General features: G+C 27.6%; 20 protein-coding genes, 2 tRNA genes and 1 CRISPR repeat array. Of the genes, 20 read left to right on the forward strand and 2 right to left on the reverse strand.

All coding sequences use genetic code 11. From position 1 onward, the window contains the following. Window positions 1-2 precede the first annotated feature (2 nt). Window positions 3-953, forward strand: coding sequence for an SAM-dependent methyltransferase (locus tag L8W68_RS05650; RefSeq protein WP_318529703.1), 951 nt, complete (start codon window positions 3-5; stop codon window positions 951-953). Here L8W68_RS05650 and L8W68_RS05655 read toward each other — a convergent pair. After that, on the reverse strand, window positions 943-1965 hold the full coding sequence (locus L8W68_RS05655) for a bifunctional 3,4-dihydroxy-2-butanone 4-phosphate synthase/GTP cyclohydrolase II (protein ID WP_263675314.1): 1023 nt from the start codon (window positions 1963-1965) through the stop codon (window positions 943-945). The genes L8W68_RS05650 and L8W68_RS05655 overlap by 11 nt on opposite strands. Window positions 1966-2073: 108 nt before the next feature. Here L8W68_RS05655 and L8W68_RS05660 point away from each other — a divergent pair. Further along, window positions 2074-2148 (forward strand) — tRNA-Gln (locus L8W68_RS05660). A gap of 13 nt (window positions 2149-2161) precedes the next feature. Then, a tRNA-Met gene (locus L8W68_RS05665) sits at window positions 2162-2237 on the forward strand. 38 nt (window positions 2238-2275) lie between these two features. Here L8W68_RS05665 and L8W68_RS05670 read toward each other — a convergent pair. Beyond that, the gene (locus L8W68_RS05670) at window positions 2276-3754 is read right to left on the reverse strand and encodes a TM1812 family CRISPR-associated protein (RefSeq protein WP_263675315.1); all 1479 of its coding nucleotides are present in this window, start codon (window positions 3752-3754) and stop codon (window positions 2276-2278) included. A 75-nt stretch (window positions 3755-3829) separates the two neighbouring features. On the opposite strand from L8W68_RS05670, the gene L8W68_RS05675 reads away from it, so the two are divergent. The 17 genes from L8W68_RS05675 (at window position 3830) to L8W68_RS05755 (ending at window position 20944) form a co-directional block, all read left to right on the forward strand. Then, window positions 3830-4189, forward strand: a complete 360-nt coding sequence (locus tag L8W68_RS05675) for a hypothetical protein (RefSeq protein WP_263675316.1) — start codon at window positions 3830-3832, stop codon at window positions 4187-4189. Further along, window positions 4176-5000 carry a CRISPR system precrRNA processing endoribonuclease RAMP protein Cas6 gene (gene cas6, locus L8W68_RS05680; RefSeq protein WP_263675317.1) on the forward strand — a complete coding sequence of 275 codons (825 nt, stop codon included), beginning with the start codon at window positions 4176-4178 and terminating at the stop codon, window positions 4998-5000. Before L8W68_RS05675 ends, cas6 begins: the two co-directional genes overlap by 14 nt. Next, a complete protein-coding gene (locus L8W68_RS05685; RefSeq protein ID WP_263675318.1) occupies window positions 4993-6366 on the forward strand; it encodes a Cas10/Cmr2 second palm domain-containing protein in 1374 nt (457 codons plus the stop codon). The genes cas6 and L8W68_RS05685 overlap by 8 nt, the downstream gene beginning before the upstream one ends. A 2-nt stretch (window positions 6367-6368) precedes the next feature. Then, window positions 6369-6881, forward strand: a complete 513-nt coding sequence (locus tag L8W68_RS05690) for an RAMP superfamily CRISPR-associated protein (protein ID WP_263675319.1) — start codon at window positions 6369-6371, stop codon at window positions 6879-6881. A 3-nt stretch (window positions 6882-6884) separates the two neighbouring features. Next, window positions 6885-8261, forward strand: coding sequence for a hypothetical protein (locus L8W68_RS05695; protein ID WP_263675320.1), 1377 nt, complete (start codon window positions 6885-6887; stop codon window positions 8259-8261). Further along, entirely contained in the window at window positions 8254-9510 is a 1257-nt protein-coding gene (locus L8W68_RS05700) for an RAMP superfamily CRISPR-associated protein (protein ID WP_263675321.1), read from the forward strand. Before L8W68_RS05695 ends, L8W68_RS05700 begins: the two co-directional genes overlap by 8 nt. Then, window positions 9504-9911, forward strand: a complete 408-nt coding sequence (locus tag L8W68_RS05705) for a TIGR04423 family type III CRISPR-associated protein (RefSeq protein ID WP_087700546.1) — start codon at window positions 9504-9506, stop codon at window positions 9909-9911. The genes L8W68_RS05700 and L8W68_RS05705 overlap by 7 nt, the downstream gene beginning before the upstream one ends. Then, window positions 9908-11050, forward strand: coding sequence for an RAMP superfamily CRISPR-associated protein (locus L8W68_RS05710; protein ID WP_263675322.1), 1143 nt, complete (start codon window positions 9908-9910; stop codon window positions 11048-11050). Before L8W68_RS05705 ends, L8W68_RS05710 begins: the two co-directional genes overlap by 4 nt. Before the next feature lies 1 nt (window position 11051). Continuing rightward, complete coding sequence (cas1, locus tag L8W68_RS05715) at window positions 11052-13259, forward strand: CRISPR-associated endonuclease Cas1 (protein WP_263675323.1); 2208 nt, start codon at window positions 11052-11054, stop codon at window positions 13257-13259. Further along, window positions 13259-13543: a CRISPR-associated endonuclease Cas2 gene (gene cas2, locus L8W68_RS05720; protein WP_214097598.1), complete on the forward strand. Its 285-nt coding sequence runs from the start codon at window positions 13259-13261 to the stop codon at window positions 13541-13543. Before cas1 ends, cas2 begins: the two co-directional genes overlap by 1 nt. Window positions 13544-13949: 406 nt before the next feature. Beyond that, a CRISPR array of direct repeats spans window positions 13950-15040; the repeat unit is 37 nt; unit sequence AAAAATACAATATGACCTGATTAAAAGGGATTGAAAC. 117 nt (window positions 15041-15157) lie between these two features. Continuing rightward, entirely contained in the window at window positions 15158-15571 is a 414-nt protein-coding gene (locus L8W68_RS05725; protein WP_214135851.1) for a hypothetical protein, read from the forward strand. Next, window positions 15571-15837, forward strand: a complete 267-nt coding sequence (locus L8W68_RS05730) for a YkgJ family cysteine cluster protein (RefSeq protein WP_263675325.1) — start codon at window positions 15571-15573, stop codon at window positions 15835-15837. The genes L8W68_RS05725 and L8W68_RS05730 overlap by 1 nt, the downstream gene beginning before the upstream one ends. Window positions 15838-15849: 12 nt before the next feature. After that, window positions 15850-16863 carry a hypothetical protein gene (locus L8W68_RS05735; RefSeq protein WP_263675326.1) on the forward strand — a complete coding sequence of 338 codons (1014 nt, stop codon included), beginning with the start codon at window positions 15850-15852 and terminating at the stop codon, window positions 16861-16863. A gap of 12 nt (window positions 16864-16875) precedes the next feature. Beyond that, window positions 16876-18543, forward strand: a complete 1668-nt coding sequence (locus tag L8W68_RS05740; protein ID WP_263675327.1) for an SLC41A family transporter — start codon at window positions 16876-16878, stop codon at window positions 18541-18543. 1 nt (window position 18544) lies between these two features. Then, complete coding sequence (locus L8W68_RS05745; protein ID WP_263675329.1) at window positions 18545-19090, forward strand: hypothetical protein; 546 nt, start codon at window positions 18545-18547, stop codon at window positions 19088-19090. Between the two features lie 796 nt (window positions 19091-19886). Continuing rightward, window positions 19887-20291, forward strand: a complete 405-nt coding sequence (traN, locus tag L8W68_RS05750) for a conjugal transfer protein TraN (protein WP_263675334.1) — start codon at window positions 19887-19889, stop codon at window positions 20289-20291. 275 nt (window positions 20292-20566) lie between these two features. Then, the gene (locus L8W68_RS05755; RefSeq protein ID WP_263675331.1) at window positions 20567-20944 is read left to right on the forward strand and encodes a hypothetical protein; all 378 of its coding nucleotides are present in this window, start codon (window positions 20567-20569) and stop codon (window positions 20942-20944) included. The last annotated feature ends 6 nt before the right edge of the window (window positions 20945-20950 follow it).

Raw genomic sequence — 20950 nt, forward strand, 5'->3', positions numbered from 1 at the left:
TGATAGCTTTTAGTGAGTTTTTTCAAAATTGGATTGATAAATATTACTCCCAAGCTGTGAGTGTTGGCAAAAATGGAGATTTTTATACCGCAGTTAGTGTGGGAAATCTTTTTGGAGTGCTCTTAGCTAAGCATTTTTTAAAACTTATAGATGATAAAAAATTAACTTTACCGGTTGAAGTTGTAGAAATAGGAGCAAATGAAGGGCATTTAATGCTTGATTTCATACAAGCTTTATACACTCTTAGAGCCGGTGTTTTAGAGCAGATTGAGTGTTTTGTTATAGAACCGTATGAAAAGTTAAGATGTGTTCAAAAAAAACTTTTTGATGAGTATGATTTGGACGTGAAAATTTATAATTCTTTAGAAGAATGTCATTTTAAAAATGCTTTTTTTTATGCTAATGAATTATTTGATTGTTTTGCATGTGAACTTATAAAAGATAAAACAATGGCATATGTTGGTGATGATTTAAACATTGTTTTTAAGCCTATGAGTGAAGAACTTTTAAAGGAATGTGAAAAATATGCTATCACTAATAGTGAGCTTTGTATCTCTTATAAACCTTTTTTATCCAAACTAAAACAAACTTGTGAAAAACTAACTTTTGCATGTTTTGATTATGCAAAAAAAGAAGAAAAAATTAGTATTAGAATGTATAAAAATCACCAAGTGTATAATCTTTTTGAAGAAAACTTAAAAGATTTTTTTGCTAAAAGCGATATTACATATAATGTAAATTTTGATCATTTTTTACAAGTTTTAAAAGAAGAGGGCTTTGAGGTGTTAGAATATAAAAATCAAAATCAAGCCTTAATTGATTTTGGCTTAGAAGAAATTATCGAGCAAGTTAAAAATATTAACCTCCAAATTTATAAAAACTTTATCAGCCAAAGTAAAAATTTGATGTTTAACTTTGGCGATAAGTTTAAGTTTTTAGAATTTAAGCTTTAAAATCACTGCTTGTAATATCAAGCCCAAAGCCTTTTAAGCCTATAAATTCTTTATCGGTATTTTGACTTAGAAGTTTGATTTTTGAAATTTTTAAATACCTTAAAATTTGCGCTCCTATGCCATAATTTTTATATTGTGTGTTTTCTTGTTTTTCATTTTTCATGAAAATGATTACACCACCTTTTTGACTTAAAAACTCAATCTGTTTTAATAATTCATTAAATTTATTAGAAGTTAGAAGCTCAAAATCGCTTCCACTAAGATAAAATTTAACATTCTCACATTCTTTCAAAGTGCCAAAGCTAAAAGCTATATGTTCATTTTCATTATGATCTTTAAAAGTCATTTTTTTGGCTTTAAAACCTGCTAAAATACTGTCTTCTTCTTTGATTAAAGAAATCAAACTTTCATTTTTTAAACGATACTCGATTAAATCTGAAATAGTAATCATATTAATAGCGTGTTTTTTGCAAAACTCAAGCAAATCGCTTCTTCTAGCCATATCTCCATTATCTTTAACAATTTCACATATCACGCATGCTTCTTTTAGACCTGCCAAGCGACATAAATCCACCGTGCCTTCTGTGTGACCTGTTCTTTCTAAAACCCCGCCTTTTTTTGCTATCAAAGGATTAATATGACCAGGACGTACAAAATCACTTGCATTTGCATTATCATCAGCAAAAATTTGTATAGTCATATCCCTTTCATAAGCACTTACTCCTGTTGTTGCATTTTTTGCATCGACAGTGATAGTAAAAGCTGTTTCGTGATTTGATGTATTTTTAGGTACCATTAAAGGTAGTTCAAATTTTTTAGCTAAGTTCTCACTCAATGCTACACACACCACACCTCTTGCGTGAGTAATGGTAAAATTTATTTTTTCTTGTGAGCTAAATTGCGCAGGGAAAATTAAATCTCCTTCATTCTCTCTATCTTCTGCATCTACCATAACTAGCATTTTGCCATCTTGAAGTTCTTTTATAGCTTGTTCTACACTAATATATCCCACTATTAATCTCCTTTTTTTATTTTTTAAGAAATTATATAACATTTTTCTTGACATTATGTAAAAAATAATATATAATACCATTTCTAATTTAGAAATTACTTCATTTATTGGGGTATCGCCAAGCGGTAAGGCAACAGGTTTTGGTCCTGTCATTCAGGGGTTCGAATCCCTTTACCCCATCCACTTCATATGATGCCGCGAAGTAGAGCAGTGGTTAGCTCGTCGGGCTCATAACCCGAAGGTCGGGAGTTCAAATCTCCCCTTCGCAACCAACTTTTTTAATTTTTACTTATCTCTAAAATACGTTAATTCAAAAGTCATTTTTTCCTATTATAGTGATAATTTTTTCGTAATGTTCTTGCTTTATGTTGCAAGTATTGTTTTCTTGATATAAATAAAGACAATTTAATATAGGTTTTAAGCTATTATCTAATAAAGAAATATCCTTTCTATGTTCTACTCTTAGGAAATTTTGTAATATATTTTTATTTTTCTTGTAACTTTGACTAAAATTTATCCATGATTTTAAATCTTTTGGAAGATTAGTAGAAGTTGGAATTTTATTTTCTATATACGCTTTGATATCTTGAGCTAGTTGAAAATCATCATATATATTATCAAGATTATAATAAGGAAGTATTTTATTATCAATGATGTGTGTTTTAAAGTCTTTGATGATTTTTGAAAGATTTTGTTTGATATTATCTTCAAGCTCTTGAGAGATGTGAGCAAGATTATTTCTTAGATTTTTGATGTCTGTTAAAAGTTTGTATATTATATCAAATTCAGCTTTGTATTTATTTTTATAGAATTTAGCCTTGCAATAAATGAAAATTTTATTATTAGCACTGTTGTTTAAAATAAAATTATTAATAGCTTGAGAATTATCATAAGAATTTTCTTGGTTGTTACGTAAGATTTTTAAATCTTTAAAATGTTCTAAAATATATTTTGATAATCCTTCAAAAATATAAGTTGTGCTAGCTAGATAATAGTTTTTTTCAAACATAATTTTGGCTATATAAAAATACTTTTCATATTCTTTTTTATCTTTTATACTTTCAAAATAATTAAGTATGTTTTCTATTTCACACAAAATATTATTTAGCGGTTGATAAAATTCATTAGTCTTTGCAATGTTTATTTGCTTTTTTGCTTCTATTAAATTTTCTTTAAAAAGTTTTTTAAAGGCATTTGCGTGCAAACTATGACTAAAAGATTCTAAAGCCAAAATCAAATCATCTGTGTAGTGGTTCTTGATTAGATTAAGTGTTTTTGAAAAAGTATCTAAAGATACAGCCAAAACGCTAATATCTAAATAACGATCCAAAGATATAAAATCATATTGTTTACCTTTGATATTTTCTTGTGCAAAGATGATTTTTATTTTATTTGTGTAGTTGATTTTTCCAAAAATACTCCCAAAAGAAGCAATAAGTGGTAATGTTCTAAAACCATGAGTGATATCTAAGATAATATAATCATTTTGATGTTCTTTGATAATTTCTAATATGGTGTTGAAGATTAAAGACGGCTCGTGCTCGTTTATTTCTTTTGAGTATTCTAAGATATTGATTGAGTAGTTGTATTCTTTTAATAATTCGCGTTGTTTTTGTATTGATTCTTTAGTTCCGATAAAGCTAAAAGTAGCTTTAGAATGAAAATGCTCTAAAAGAAGTTGCGTTGTGTTAAAATATTTATTATTTGTTTCGTTTAAATTTAATTCTTCAAGTTTACCATAATTTACTTTTAACTCTCCACTAAGTCCTAAAAAATTTATAATATGCATCAATAAAGCCTTTATTTTCTTTTTTAATTATTTATTATATAATAACAATTAATTTAAAAAAGTCAAGGATAAAAAATGGAAATTTTTAAATTAATGATTGAAATTTTAGATCAATGTACTATAGTATTTAGTTTTATAACTATGCTAATAGTTGTTTTAAGTTTTAAACAAAAACTTAAAGAAAACAATGAAATCACCATCATCTTGCAAACAAATTCACAATCAAAAACCCTTCCGGTAAAAATTTTAAGACGTAATTTTACTAGAGCTGAGCTTTTGGGTTATCTTGGTATTTATAATAATTCTACACAAAATTTTAATATAGCATATCTAACAGAGCCACAATTTATGCAAGATGTTTTAAATATTCAAAAAGGAAAAGCAAATTCGATAACAATTTTCATAAGAGAAGATGATAAGCATGTGCTTTTGTAAGATTAGTGTTTTATTTAAAAGCAAAAATAAACCTCCGTATTTTATAGGTAGTCAGCTTAGAGGTGCTTTAGGATATGCTTTAAAAGATGTTGCTTGTAAAGATAAAAGTAAAATTTGTCAAAATTGTGAATTTTATAACAACTGTGTATATTATCGCGCATTTGAAGAAAAAAATTCTTATCATAAATACCGCTTAGATTTTGAGTTAAACAAACCATATTATGATTTTAATCTTTATGTTTTTGATGATGAGTGTGAGTATGTTTTTGACTATATTAGTGCTATTCATAAAATGCTTACTGAATTTGGCATAGGTGAAAATAGAGAAATCATTAATGATTTTAGTATTTATGTAAATGATGAGAAAATTTACCAAAATAATCATTTTTATCAACTTGAAAATTACATTGATAATATTAATTTAAATACCTTTTCCAAAAATATAGAATTAATCCTACTAACACCTTTGAGAATAAAGAAAAATAATGTTTTCATAAGAGATATGAATATAGAGTTATTAGACATTATAAACTCTATACAAAAAAGATATTCTTTTATATATAATCAAGCTAACTTTAAAATCAATCTAGAAGGTAAGATTGTAAGTAAAAACTTATCCTATCAAGAGCTAAATAGAAAAAGCAATAGACAAAATACAAAAATGCAGCTAGGTGGTTTAATAGGCACTATAAAAATACAAGATTTAAATCATCAAACATATAAGCTGCTTAAAATTGGAGAGTATATTGGAGTAGGAAAACAATGTGTCTTTGGACTTGGAAAAATCATCATAAAGGAAGAAAATGAGTAGTTTTTTATACGGACTTAGCGTTCAAGGTGTTCAAGAATTTATTTTTAAAACTAATAAATTAAAAGAGATCATCGGAGCAAGTCAAATCATAAAAAATATAGAAAACATAGACTTAAAAAAAGAATTTGACCTATCAAAACAACCACAAATCATCATCCAAGCTGCTGGAAATATTAGAGCTATTGTTGATGATGAAGAAGATGTTAAAAAGATAGTAAAATATTTGCCAAAATTTATAATACAACAAGCTTATGGGCTTAATATCGCACAAGCACTTGTAGTATATACAGGTGATTATTCTAGTGCATCTAGGGAATTAGAGCATTTATTAAAAATAGAAAGAAATAAAAAAACCATACCTTTGGATTTTCATTTTAGTGTATTAAAACAAAATCCAAAAACATCCCTACCTGCTGTAGATTATGATGAGGATGAAATTATCGATCAATCAAGCAAGCAAAAAAGACAATGTTTTGATGAGTGTATAAGGATTGATAAAAAAGAAAAACTTCAACTTTCATATCTAGCAAATTCAAAAAGAAAACTTGCCTTATTTTATGCAGATGGTAATAGCTTAGGAAAAATTGTTGCTATGATAAAAAATGCTGATGAATTTGCAAACTTTTCAAAAAAACTCGATACAGCAACAAAACAAGCATACAAAGAGAGCAAAGAAAAAATATCTAATGATAAGATTAGAGATATTATCTTAGGCGGTGATGATTTAGTTATGGTATGTGATGCAGATATTGCATTAGATTTTAGTATTAATTTTTTAGAAAGATTTGAAATTAACACAAAAGATATTTATGCAAATTCTTCTTTAAGTGCATGCGGTGTTTTGGTATATTTTAATGAAAAATACCCTATACACTATGTTATTAAGCTAGCTAAGCTTTTGTGTTCTTATGCAAAAAAATATTCAAAAAATATATCCCAAGAAAATCCACCTTCTTCTTTGATGTTTCATAATATAAAATCATGCAACATTGAAAGTTATGAAAAAATCATACAAAATGAGCTAATAATCAATGATGTATATTGTAATTTTGGCCCATATTATTTAAATGAAAAACACAATCCTAATATTAAAAAATTTAAAGAAATTATTGATTGGCTAAAAACATCTGATTTTGCTTATGCAAAATTAAGAGAATGGCTTAGTATCTTGCAAAAAGATAAAAATCTAGCTCAAGAATTTTTAAATAGATTTGATTTTATTAATGAAGATGATCAAGTTAGCTCTAAATTACAATCTTTACATGCAGAATTATCTTTAAATCAATTGACAATCCAAAAAGACAATAAAATCATAACTCCAGTCTATGATATATTGCAAATTTTATCAGTGCAAGCAAGAGGTTAAAAATGAAATATAAAATAACTTTTTTAGATTTTTGGCATTTAAGTAGCGGCCTTAGTGGTGGTGCTAAATTTGATGAAAGTGTAGTTAAAGATTCTCAAGGCTTACCTTATGTTCCAGGGAAAACTATAAAGGGTTTATTAAGAGATCTTATAAAAGATGAGGAAGTTTTAAGGGTATGCTTTGGAGATGAGGGAGAAAAAATAGCTTGTTGTTATTTTAGTAATGCTTTTTTAGAAGATGAAGTAAGAGCTTTTATAGTAAATGACCCTAGTATGAAATTTTATTTATATGATGAACTTGCAAATATTAGTATAGAAAAAGATAGTGGTGTGACAAAAGATGGCTCTTTAAGAGAATTAGAAGTTGTTAAACCTTTGAGTTTGTTTGGAAGTATTGAAAATATACCACCAAAATACGAAGCCAGTATAGCTAATGCGTTAAAAAGTATCAAAAGAATGGGTTTAAATAGAAACCGAGGACTAGGACGTTGTAAAATAGAATTGATAGGTGAGTAGAATATGAAAAAAGAATATTTTAAGATTAGATTTTTAGATGATGTGGTTTTGTTAAAAAACTCAAACACTCAAGCAGGTGGTCAGAATTTAGACTATATAAGCGGAACTGTATTTTTAGGTTTAGTTGCAAGATATTATGATGAATTTGAAGACCCTTTTAAAATTTTTCATAGTTCTAGTGTAAGATTTGGTGAAGCTAAGCCTTTTTTCAATGCTAAAGAATTTTATAAAATTCCTTATTCTTTTTATGCTCCAAAATTAAACAAAGATAAAGCTTATAATATCCACTTGGTTGATGTTTTAGATCCTAGTATAATTTCTATGCAGTTACAGCAAATTCGTAGTGGTTATATTAATGAAGAATTAGAAGTTTATGAGATACCCTATGTTTATACACAAAAATCATCTAAAGACCCAGAAACAGGTGCTTCAAAAAAAGGTGGTATGTTTGGATATAGTGCGATAGAGAGTGGTATAGAGTGGATATTTAGTGTATGTTTTGATGATGATGTTGCACAAGTTGAAAGAGAAAAAGTCATTTCTCATCTTTTAGGTCATCATCATATTGGAAAATCAAAAACATCTCAATATGGAAGAGTTGTTATCGAAAAATATGATAATTTCACTCAAAATATAGAGCAAGAAATCACTGGCGAAGTGGATTATTTATATCTTAAGTCCTCTTTGGCTTTATTTAATGAGCAAGGTTTTGCAAGTTATATGTTAGATCGTTATAATTTAAAGCTAGATCAAGCTGCAATTATATGGGAAAAAACTCAAATTAGAACAAGAGAATTTACTCCATTTAATTTTAAAAGACAAAACAATGATTATTCTAGGCTAGTGATTGAACAAGGTAGTGTAATAGCTTTAAAAAATTTAACTCAAGAAGAAGCTAAGCGTATTAAACAAGGTTTGGGTGGCTTTTTAAGCGAAGGCTATGGAGAAATTTTAATCAATCCTAAATTTTTATTAAAAAAGGAATTTACTCTTAAAAAAGCAAGCTTAAAAAAACATGAACAAATTCAAAAAGATTTAACTCAAAATAAATTATGCAATTATCTAAGCCATCAAGCTTCTTTAGAAAAATCACAAACAAGTAATTTGCAAATAGTACAAGATTTTATCCAAAAACATCAAAAAAGCTTCCTAGGTGTTTCTAATTCTCAATGGGGTCAAATCAGAATGCTAACACAACTTTGTCATCAAGAAGAATTTTTAGACAAAGTAATAGAGCAAATCACTACCGCAAATGCACAATTTCAATGGAAAAGTGGCTCCAAGGATTTGTTAGATTTTATAAGCAAATATGGTAAAGAAAACACAAGATTACTGGCTGTTTTAATGCCAAAAATCAACACAAGGAATGATAATGTGTAAAAAAATCATAGCTCATATTGTTTTTGAAGCAAAAACTCCACTAAAGGTTTCATCTAATCGTTTTGATTTTTTCAAAGATAGTGTTATACAAAGAGACTGGAATGATTTGCCTATGATTTTAGGGACTTCTTTGTGTGGAATTTTAAGAAAAGATTATGCTTATGATAATGAAGATGAAATTTTTGGAAAAGAAAATGCCTCTAAAATTATTTTTTCAAATGCTTTGTTTTTAGATGAAAATGAAAAAGTCAATGAGGATTTAATCCTTGAAAAAAGTGAGTTTTTAAAACTAGCCTCAAGATTAACACAAAGAGATCATAATAGCATATCATCTAAAGGCGTTACAAAAAATGCGGCTAAATTTGATGAGGAAATAATCTACAAAGGAAGTCGTTTTAAATTTAGCATGGAAATGCCTGTAAATTCAGAGCAAGATGAAAAAGATTTTAACCATATTCTTGATTTATTATCTAAAAACACTTTTAGAGTAGGTGGGGGTAGTACAAAAGGATATGGAGAAATCAAGGTTATTTCTATCAAATACGATATTTTTGAAAGCTCTTCGCAAAAATATATTGATTTTTCTAGTTCTTTAAATGAAAATCTAAGCCAAGAATATCCTATAAAAGAAAATATTGATGATAGTTTTGATCATTATAGATTGCTTTTAAGTCCAGAAGATTATTTTATTTTTGGTTCTTCATGTGCTGATAATGAAGCAGATGATGTAAATTTAAAAGAACAAGCCATAGATTATGCTAATCAATGTTTAAGTAAGCATTTGTGTGTTATACCTGCTAGTTCTATAAAAGGTGCTTTATCGCATAGAACATGTTTTCATTATAATAAATTAAAAGGTAATTTTATAGGTTCAAATACCGTTGTTGATAATGTCGAAAGTATATTTGGAAGTAAAAAAGAACAGACTAATAGCAGTAAAGCAAAAATTTTAATCCATGATGTTTTTTTACAAGAAACGAAAGAAAAAGTCTTTAATCATGTAGGTATAGATAGATTTACTTCTGGTGCGATAAATGGTGCTTTATTTCAAGAAAAAGCTATTTCTTGCAATGAGTATTGTTTGGATATTTATCTAAAAAAAGATATACAAGATAAAGAAGCCATTGAAGCTTTTGAGTTTGCTTTATGTGATCTTGCAAAGGCTAATTTAGCTCTTGGGGGTAAAAGCACTAAAGGACATGGTTATTTTTATGGAAAAGTTATAAAAAATGGAGAAAGTATATGCTAAAAACCATAGATCAAACAAGAGAATTTTATCAAAGCATTCCAAAAAATGCTCAAGCGTATATACAAATGTCAGATAGTCAAGAAATATTATTTTTTCAAAACGACACACTTTTGCCAAGTTGGGAGTTGCTACATAATGGAAAAAATTTCATATTAGAAGCTTGTTTTTTTGATGGAGAATATTCTATGGCTATACGCCATTATAATCAAGGTTTTATGATAGTAAAGGAAAAAATCACATCTTTTGAGCATATAAACGAGCAAATTTTCTTAGGCAAAAATTCTAAAATAAAATTCTATCAAGTATGGCAAGAATTCAAAGAAGAAAGTTGCAATGGATATACGAGCTTAAGACCTACTATGCTTTTATTTGCAGGATTTTTAGAGAAAGGAAATAAATGAAAATAATCGCTCCATATCGTTTTGTAAATTTACATGAAAAAGTTTTTTATCCAAAAGATGAAGAAATAAGCTTTGATGTCCCATATAAAGATGAGCAAAGTGGTGTTATAGATATAAAAATCATTGCCAAAAGTCCTATTTTTGTAGGTGATAAAAAAAGTGAAGATGATAAAGAAGTTAAATTTTTTAAAATAGATGAGAAATTTTGCATTCCTTCTAGTAGTATTCGTGGGGTTGTGAGAACCTTAGCTGAGGTTTTAAGTTTTGCAAAATTAAAAACTCAAGATCTAAGACTTTCTTATAATAAATCAAAAAAATTGTTTTATAAAAAATCCACCTTAGATTTGTTAAAACAAACCCAAATAAATTATGATGATGATAAATTAGATATGGTAGAGAGAATTTTTGGCTATGTAAAAAAAGACGAAGCTTTAAAATCTAGGGTAAATTTTTCAAATTTTTACACCCATAATGCTAAAGAATTACAACCGATCTCTTTGATTTTATCATCTCCAAGACCTACTTTTTATCCTTATTATATACTTCAAGGTAATGATACTTGCTTTACTTATGATGATGCAAATGCAAAGCTTAGCGGGTTTAAATTTTATGTACCAAAAAACAATATGTATCAAAAAAATAACAAAGAAAATCCAAAGATAGATACCAAAATACAAGCTCTTGATAAAGGTGCTGTCTTTGAAGGAAAAATGCGTTATTTTAATCTCACTCCACAAGAATTGGGCTTATTGTTACTTACTCTTAGTGTGTTTGATTCTCAAGAGTATTATTATAAAATAGGTGGCGCAAAGGCTTTTGGATATGGGGATTGTCATATACAAATAAATTTTGATAATGAAAAATTAAACACTCTCATCTCTCAATATAAACAATTATTGCAAGAAAATGGCTTTGATATCCAAAAACAAATTGAAAAATTAAAAAGCATTGCTAAAAAAATGCCAAACGATATAGAATTAAAATACCTAGAATTAAAAGATTTTGCAAATATCAAAAAACAAATGCGAGAAAAATGTAAAAACAAATCATCTCAAAAAAAATCTTATGATAAATACAGCACGCAAAGCAAAGATGAACCAAACAATCCTTTTGGAAATTTAAAGCAATTATTATTTTAATATGTATGAAGAAACATTAGAAGAAATTTATACTTTCAAAGCTTTATATGAAGCATTCGAAAGTATAAATTTCAATACAGGCTTAGATGAATTAAGCAAAAAAGATTTTTGTGTGAATTTAAATACAAATTTAGATGAGTTAAAAAATTCTATATTGACAAATACCTATACACCAGAACCATTAAAACAAATTTACATCGAAAAAGAAAATGATAAAAAAAGACCTATAGCTATAAGCTCTATCAAAGATAAGCTAGTACAAAAAGTTTTATACACCAAATTAAGCGTATATTTTGAGTCTTTATTTAGCAATCGATCTTATGCTTATAGAAAAGGAAAATCCATTGTAAAAGCACTTAATCGTGTTAATAGTTTATTAGCCCAGCAATATCATTTTATACTCAAAAGCGATATTAAAGAATTTTTTGATAGTATCAACCAAAACAGACTAATAAATCTACTAAAAGAATACATCAAAGATGAAAACATTATCAAGCTTTTAGCTTTATTTATCAAAAACGGCTCATTTTGTAATATAGATTATAAAAAACACATCTTAGGAATTCATCAAGGCGATATATTATCACCTTTACTTTCAAATATCTATTTAAATTCCTTTGATAGATATTTAGAAACAAAAAACTATGAATTTATACGCTATGCAGATGATTTTGTTGTTTTATTTAAAGAAGAAAAGCAAGCAAAACACTGTCTTTTGGATATAGAAAATTTTTTATGCAAAATTGATTTGTCTTTAAATAAAGAAAAAACATATATAACAAATTACCAAAAAGGCTTTGTTTTTTTAGGTGTAGAATTTATAGGCTCACAAAGAAATCTAAAAGAAAGTTCTTTGCAAAAGATACTATCGAAAATAAAAAAATTGGCATACGAAAAGGACTTCATAAAAGAAGCTAATGTGTTATTAGAAAGTTTAAAAAATTATTATTTTAAAATTCTTACCAAAGATTGTAGTGATTATATTTTGCTTAAAAATTCTTTTTTAAATTCTCTTACTCAAAAGTTGATTTCATATAAAAATCAAAAAACCATAATCTTTAAAAAGGACTTTAAAAACTTACTTAAAGAACTTAATTTATCTTATATTATAGATGCTCATCTTATAGATGATATAATCGAGCTTATTGTTTCTGATGTATTTAACAAAAGCATAGATTTTTCACAAACTGATAAAAAGCTAAATCAAAAAGCAAGAGAGTATGATAAAAAATTTGCTCAATCTAGCACTTTGTATATATCTCAAGCAGGAAGCTTCATCGGCATAAACCATAATTCATTTGTACTTAAAATGAAAAATAAAATCATAAAGAAATTTCCCAAAGAAAAAATCAAAAGGATTATTTTAGAAGGTCAAGGTGTTTCATTTTCTACTGATCTTATTTATTATTGTGCAAAAAATCAAATTTCCATAGATTTTATAGATCATCATTCTATTTCTTATGCGCAATTAATAAGCTATAAAAATATAGCCTCTAAAACAGCTCTAGCGCAATTAGAATTTTATAATTCACCAAGAAAGCTAGAAATAGCAAAAGAAATCATCACTTCAAAAACAACAAATCAACTAAACTATCTAAAATACCTTAACAAATACCATAAAAACTTAACAAGCTATATCAATCAAATCACAAAAATAATAAAACTAAAAATACCAAAAGCACAAAATACCGATGAATTGCTAGGATATGAAGGGATAGTTTCAAATATTTATTATTCTTGTTTTAAAGAAAATTTTGATTTTCCTTTTGAAGCTAGAGTTACTTATAAAGCCAAAGACTTAGTTAATTCATCTTTAAATTACGCTTATGCTATTTTATATGGAAAAATTCAACATTATTTAGTACAAGCTGGATTAAACTTAAACATTTCTTTTTTGCACGCTATAGACTCAAATAAACCAACATTGTGTTTTGACATGATAGAAGAATTTAGAACCTTTATAGTAGATAGAACCATAATCTCCATGTTTAATAAAGAAGAGCCGTTAAAAATAGACTCTAATGGAATGTTAGATAAACAATCAAAAATTCTCATCATAAAAAACATCAACGAGAAATTAAACTCATATACCAAATGGAAAAAACAATCCATCAAATGCGAAAACATCATTCAACATCAATGCTATCATTTAGCTAGAGTGATCAATAATAAAGATAAAAAATACAATGGTTTTATAGGAAAATACTAGTGAAAATTCTCATAAGCTATGATATCCCAAATGATAAAAAACGCAATAAAATAGCACACATCCTAGAAGCTTATGGATATAGGGTTAATTACTCTGTCTTTGAATGCGAGATAAATCAAACAAAATTTAAAAAACTAAAAGCAGAGCTTTTGACTTTGTTAAATCCAAAAACAGATAATATTAGATTTTATTTTTTATGCCAAAAATGCATAGAAAAATCCTTTATACTACACCCTAATAAAGACAAAAATGTTTTTACTCCAGATAATGATTTGTTTTTTTAATTTGCGAACTTTTTAAGCATTAAAAGCTTGAATTTAAAGACTATATTTTTAAAATGACTTCGCAATTTTGTGTTTTTATGCATTTTAAAAATACTTTTGCTAACTTTTATAATTTTTTAAGTTTTTACTGCTGAAAATTTAGGCATTTGCAAACTTAAAATTTCCAAAAAAATCACAAAATGTGGTTTTGTAAAATTTCCTAAAAACATTTGCGAACTTTTTTGATATTTAGAAGTATTGAAATATAGTCATTTTAAGCAAAAATTAATCAAAAACACCCTTTTTAAAAATCGTAATTAACCTACATTTGCCAACTTTTTATTTACATAACTCAAATGACTATCACATCGGTATTTATAAAAAGATGTTATAATCTCATATCTTTTTAAACATTCAAAATTAAGCTAAAAATACAATATGACCTGATTAAAAGGGATTGAAACATCTTATACTCTATCACTTGCGTGAATAAGTATATAGCTATTAAAAATACAATATGACCTGATTAAAAGGGATTGAAACAAACTTAATATTATAAGTCTCCTTCGCATTATCTACTATAAAAATACAATATGACCTGATTAAAAGGGATTGAAACTCCTAATAGATAAAATGATAAATCTGAGAAACTACCTTTAAAAAAAATACAATATGACCTGATTAAAAGGGATTGAAACTTCTCTACAATTTGTGCTGTTTTCATAACATCTACTTCTAAAAAAATACAATATGACCTGATTAAAAGGGATTGAAACAACTAACGCTAATTCTCTAGCTGTTTCTTTTACATTAGCTGAAAAAAATACAATATGACCTGATTAAAAGGGATTGAAACAGTAGTAGCTTCAATTCCTTTATTGTAGTGTTCAAAAATACAATATGACCTGATTAAAAGGGATTGAAACTCTTTAGAGTTATCTGTAAATAATCTCTCACTCACTCTAAAAAATACAATATAACCTGATTAAAAGGGATTGAAACAATTGTGGTTTATATTTTGTGTCATAACCATATGGCGCTGGTAAAAATACAATATGACCTGATTAAAAGGGATTGAAACACCAGCGTTATAACTAGCTATCATACTTCTATATGGAAAAAATACAATATGACCTGATTAAAAGGGATTGAAACCTTAACATTATCTTTAAAACATTCTTTTATAAATCAAAAATACAATATGACCTGATTAAAAGGGATTGAAACTCTCTATCTGATTTAATTTTTCTAACATTTTTTAAAAATACAATATGACCTGATTAAAAGGGATTGAAACAAGTTATCACGTTCCTCACCATTGTTCCACATAAATAAAAATACAATATGACCTGATTAAAAGGGATTGAAACAAGTTATCACGTTCCTCACCATTGTTCCACATAAATAAAAATACAATATGACCTGATTAAAAGGGATTGAAGCAACTTTTAAACCAACCAGTATTTAAGTTAATAGCTACAAATAATACAATATGACCTTATTAAAAGGGATTTATGACACAAGCTGTCATTTGTTTGTGGTAAATTTTGTAAAAAATAGGGAGGTTGCATAAAAGTTAATGTAAATTAAAGTAAAATATATAAAATTTAAAAATTTATAACAAAAGGAAAATACATGTTTTTAAATTTACTAACACCAGAAGAAAAAATTTCATTTTTAGAGATAGCACATCATTTAGCTCATAGCGATGGTAGTGTTTCAAATGCTGAGTCTGTAGTTATTAGCGGGTATTGTGCTGAAATGCAAATAGCAAATATAAGCTATGATGATTCTAAATTTGATTTAAGATCGACTTTAAAAAATATCAAATCCCCTCAAAGTCAAAAAATCATTTTGCTAGAAACTATGGCGCTTGCTATGGCTGATGAACTTACGCATTTTGAAGAGCTAGATAAAGAGGAAAAAAGTGTTATCGAAGCTATGCTAGAAGAGTTTGGTTTGTCTAAAAACTTAGCTATTGTGTATGCAGAATGGACTAAGGCTGTATTGTCTTTAACTCGCCAAGGAAAAGCTTTAATAGAACTATAATGCTTTTTCCTTGTACGCAATGTGGGCTTTGTTGTAAAAACATATCAAATATCAAAGAACTAGCTTCTTTTGATCTTGGAAATGGAGTATGTAAATTTTTGGATTTAAAAACAAATAAATGCAAAATTTATAAAAAAAGACCCGATGTTTGTGATGTTGGTTTTATGTATAAAAAATTTTTTAAAAAATATTATTCAGAAGATGAATTTATACATATAAATATGCAAGCTTGTCAAAAGTTGCAAGATAAATTTAATAAAAATTAAAAAGGATGTAAAATGCCATTACCTCTTATACCTGTTATTTTAGGTGCTGCTGCTTTGGGTGCGGCAGGATATGGTGCTAAAAAAGGATATGATGGATATTGTGATACAAAAGAAGCACAAAGGTATCATGAAAGAGCTGAAAATTTGTTTGATAGTACTAATGCTAAGCTAAAAGAGAGCAAAAAGACTGCTACAAATGAATTTGAAAAACTTGGAAAAATAAAAGCAAGAATTGTTGAAGGTAGTTTAAAACAATACCAAGTACTTATAGAAAAATTAGATATTGATTATCAAAAAAATATCGATGAGGTATTACAAAGTGTTGATTTTGAAAGTATTGCTAGTTTTAATCAAGAACTAATAACTATACAAATGGCTGTTGGAGGATTGTTAAGTAGTGGTACTGCTGGAGCTATGGCTGGATTTGGTGCTTATGGAGCTGTTGGACTTTTGGGTACAGCTTCAACTGGCACGGCTATAGGAAGTTTAAGTGGAGTAGCTGCTACTAATGCGACACTTGCGTGGCTTGGAGGTGGTTCTTTGGCTGCTGGTGGATTTGGTATGGCTGGTGGTACTTTGGTGCTTGGTGGTATTGTGGCTGCACCTATTATAGCTGTAGCTGGGAGTATTTTTGCTTCTATGGCTGAGGATAAAAAATATGATGCAAGAAGTTATTATTACTCTGTTAAAGCACTAAGCGAAACAATGCAAGCTGAAGCTTTGCTATGGAATGAAATTCATAATAAAACTAAAGAGCAAATGCTTTCTATTAGAGAGCTTGATGATGATTTGCGTGATGTTATATACAAAGTAGAAGAAATAGCTCATGCAAAAGGATATAAAGTCAAAGAATGGGGCGAAGAAGAATTTGAAATTCTCAAACAAATGATACAAATTTCAGAAGCTATGGTAAATATCATTAAATCGCCTATTTTAAGTGATAATGATACAACTACGCAAAAAATCATATCTTTGCAAAAAGAATGCGTAAAGCTAAATAAAGAAATAGAAGAAAAATGGTCTTGATAAAGGATTAAGATGTCAGAAACAATATATTTAAATCAAAAAGAAACCGCTAAATTTATTGATGATTACTATCGTAGTGGAAGTAAAAATCATAGATTTGATCAGCTTATAAAAGAATGCAAACAAAGCGTGATAAGATCTATAATCACGCCTTTTGGTTTGGGAAGATTTATGGCTATTTATGATCAAGTAGGTGCAAATGTAGATACCATACATAATGCGCGTAAAGGAATATACGCCACTCAAGCCGAAAAAGAAAAGTATAAAAAAAATGAAAAATACAATAGTGATATTTACCATAAAGATCCAAACTTTATAAATATCAATAAAGAATTATCACGGCAAAAAAAGGCTGGTTTGGCTGTTGATTATTTAACTGGTGAGAAAATCATTCAAAATGAAAAAACTGATTTAGATCATATTGTTTCTGCTTATGAAATTCACAATGACGCTGGTAGAATTTTAGCTGAAGTAGAAGGAACAAAACTAGCTAATAATAAAGAAAATTTAAAACTAACTCAAAGTAGCTTAAATAGATCAAAGCGCGCTTTATCTATGGAGGAATTTTTAAAAAGAAGGGATAAAAGATTAGAGGCGATAGAAAAACTAGAGCAAAAACGTTCTTTAAATTCTAATGAGCTTAATGAATTAGAAAAATTAAAAAAGCAGTTAAAAATCGATGATGAAAAAGCACTAGAAGCTGATAAAAAAGCTAGAGAGCATATAAATAGCATTATAGAAAAAGAATACTATACTAGTGCTAAATTTGCTCAAAATGTAGCACAAAGCTCTGCTATAGAAGGTGCTAAAATGGGAATTCAGCAAGCATTTGGCTTGATTTTGGTGGATTTTTTTAGTGTGTTGTTAGATGAGATTGTTGATATTTATAAAAATGGCTTTTATAATAATTTTGAAGGCGAGGGATTTTTTTATACCTTAAAAGAGAGAATTAAACTTGTTGCAAGCAAAGTTGCAGAGCGTATTAAAGATAAATGGAGTATTATTGTTTCAAGTTTTGGCGATGGATTTTTATCTGGTGTGATTTCAAATTTAACTACAACTGCGATTAATATTTTTGTAACAACATCTTCAAGAATAGTACGTGTGATTAGAGAAGGGATTTTTTCTTTTTTTAAGGCTATAAAAATTTTACTTTTTCCACCAGATGGAATGAGCCTTAAAGATGCGTGGCATGAGGCGAAAAAGTTATTTGTAGCAGGATGTATCACAGGACTTGGAATATTTATAGAGCAAAGTTTGGAAGCATTTTTGGTTTCTTTGGGTTTAGGTATGTTTTCTAGTGTGATAACTTCTGTGTTTGTTGGTGTTTTGACAGGGATTGCTATAGCAGTAGCTATGTATTATATGGATATGAGCCGTAAAAGTTTATCTCAAATTCGATATGAAGAAATAAAAGCACTATGCATGGAAAAAATACCTATATTGCAAGCAAAAAGAAAAGAATTAACAATTATGATTACTCAAATTCATCAAGAAAGATTATTTGCTATAGATGCTTTTTTAGAAAATTTTCATCAAGCAAGAGCTGAAAATGATAGTGAGGCCATTTATGTGTCTTTAAATTCTCTCTCAAAACTTTATCAAAAAGAAATAAAATGTAAAAACAAAGAAGATGTTATAGACAAACTTTGCCAAGGAAAAGGATTATTAGAGTGGTAGTATGAAAAAGATTTTATTGTCTTGGTATGGTATAACAGATCTAAAAGCTTCTTTTAAGCTTGATGAGAACAATGGACCTATTTTTAACGCTATAAAGCAAAGAAAATACGACAAAGCTATAATTTTGGGTTATGTTGATAAGGATAAAAAAATAGATGAGTTTTTTAGCGATTTTCAAGGATTAGACATAGTAGAAATTATAAAAAAATACTCTAATACCTTATATGCAAATAAAAATTTCAAATCATGGTTGCAAGAAAAATTATTGAAAGAGAATGCAGAAGCTGATATTGTAGTTTATGATGTGTTTTTAGATAGTCTTAGTGATACTTATGCTATGCATAAAGCAATCGATGATGTGTTGAAAGAATTAAGCGATCAAGAATACATAGAAATATTTTTAAGCCCAGGTACACCTGTAATGGCTTTTATGTGGGCTTATACTTCTTTTTTATATCCTAAATTAAATATAAAATTTATAGCATCTTCATCGCTAACCTATGAAATAGAAGAGATTAAACTACCTAGCTTAGAAAATTCGAAATAAAATAGAGTTTAGATTAAAAAATTACAAGAAGTGTAAATACAAATGGTGGATTTAGCAGGCGTGTAATTTACCAACTAAACTCCTAAATATCCATACTTTAATGAAATATTTTTCATTTGCACATACTTTTGCACATACTTTGTATTTTATTGTAAAAATGTGTAAAAAAGTGATATTGTTTTGCTAAATAGGTGATGTATTAAAATTTTTAGAGTGTGAATTTCAAGGAAAGAATATTGTGAATTTAAATTCTAATAAAGAAAAATACTGCCTGACTAATGAAGAGTAAGTGTTAATATATTCAAGAAACAATTTCAAAAATAGAATATTTGCTATTATATGAATTGCTAAAGTAGATTAAATCTTATTTTAAAGATTTAACCCCTAGTATAATTTTAGCTATTTTTTCAAAGCTATAAACATTTTTAAAATCATTACCATTTAAATTTTTTCTTCTACATTATACTATACTAAATATTTTATTTTATGTCCTGTTTATACTGTAAAATAAAATATAAATGCTATGCTTTAGATAGTTTTAGAAGTTAGTAAAGATATTGTATGTTTAAAACAATAACTATTTTAATGTAATAGTTGTGTTTTAAAAAAGCACTAGCCATATCGAAGATGATGATGCTCAAGTTGGTATTAATGATGAAAATAATAATGGTTGGGAAGATGATGGTTCTTATAGAGGACAAATTTTTATCTTTAATGGAAAAGATAATAGATGTCGCTCTAAAGACAAATTTTTGGCTTAACTGGTGGTGGTTGCTGTGATAAAGATAAAGTATTTATAGGGCTTGTACCTTGTAAAGAAGATGAAAAAAAGCTAGCAAAACTCAATAAGCAAAATAGATGTGTAGAAGTTGGTGAATATTGCTCTAAAAAAATTAAATTCATAGGTTGTATTCAGCATAAAAAAACACACTGTTGTTTTAACTCAAAATTAGCAAGAATATTTAATGAACAAGGACGCCCACAAATTGGAAGAGGTTGGGGTTCTCCAAAAAGTCCTGATTGTAGAGGATTTACTCCAGAAGAATTTCAAAAGTTAGATTTTAGTGAAATAGATTTAAGTGAATTTATTGCTGATATTGTTGGAAGTATTGATGTGGATAAAATACAAGCTGATTCTATAAAAATACAAGAAAAGATTGAAAGCAATCTTGAGAATTTAACAAGAAAACCTACTAATTAAAAAGAAAAATAAAACTATAGAAAGGAGATAGAGTTTAGTTAAAAGTTTGTTTGGTAAGCCAAAGGGATTATCCTAAACCCTGCAAAAGCAGGGGGTACTCAATGAGCCTTGACATAGCAAAGTGTTAAGAGTATAATTATAAGGATAATTTTTGTTAGCATTATGCTCACCTCCCTTCTGGGCGGTAAATTAACGCTAAAGGGTTGCGCCCCTTTGGCGTTGCACCCTTAATATAATTATACCAAACAAACTCTTTAACTTCTTTAATACAATTGATGAAAAGATTTTACATTTTATTCCTTAGTGCTTTAATTTTTGCACCTTCTTTATTATTTGGTGCTACAAATATAGATGATAATCATATTATCTTTACTTGGGGCTATGGTGAAGTAGCAAATGATATTTTACAAGTTATAAAAGATGTTATATTTTTGCTTCAATTAACTAATAAAAGTAAAGAATCTTTTCATATCAATATCTTGATCAATAGTGATACACTTTATAAAAATCCTTTATTGCAATATAATATAAATAGAACAATTTCTAAAGATGAAAATATCATTTATGCTTTAAAAAATACTTCTAGCATAAATCAAGCTTTTAAAAACTTAAAACAATTACAAGAAGTATTATTAAAAGAAATATATTTTTAAATTTTA

It is taken from the genome of Campylobacter sp. FU_497, assembly GCF_025772425.1.
GTDB lineage: Bacteria > Campylobacterota > Campylobacteria > Campylobacterales > Campylobacteraceae > Campylobacter_D > Campylobacter_D lari_C.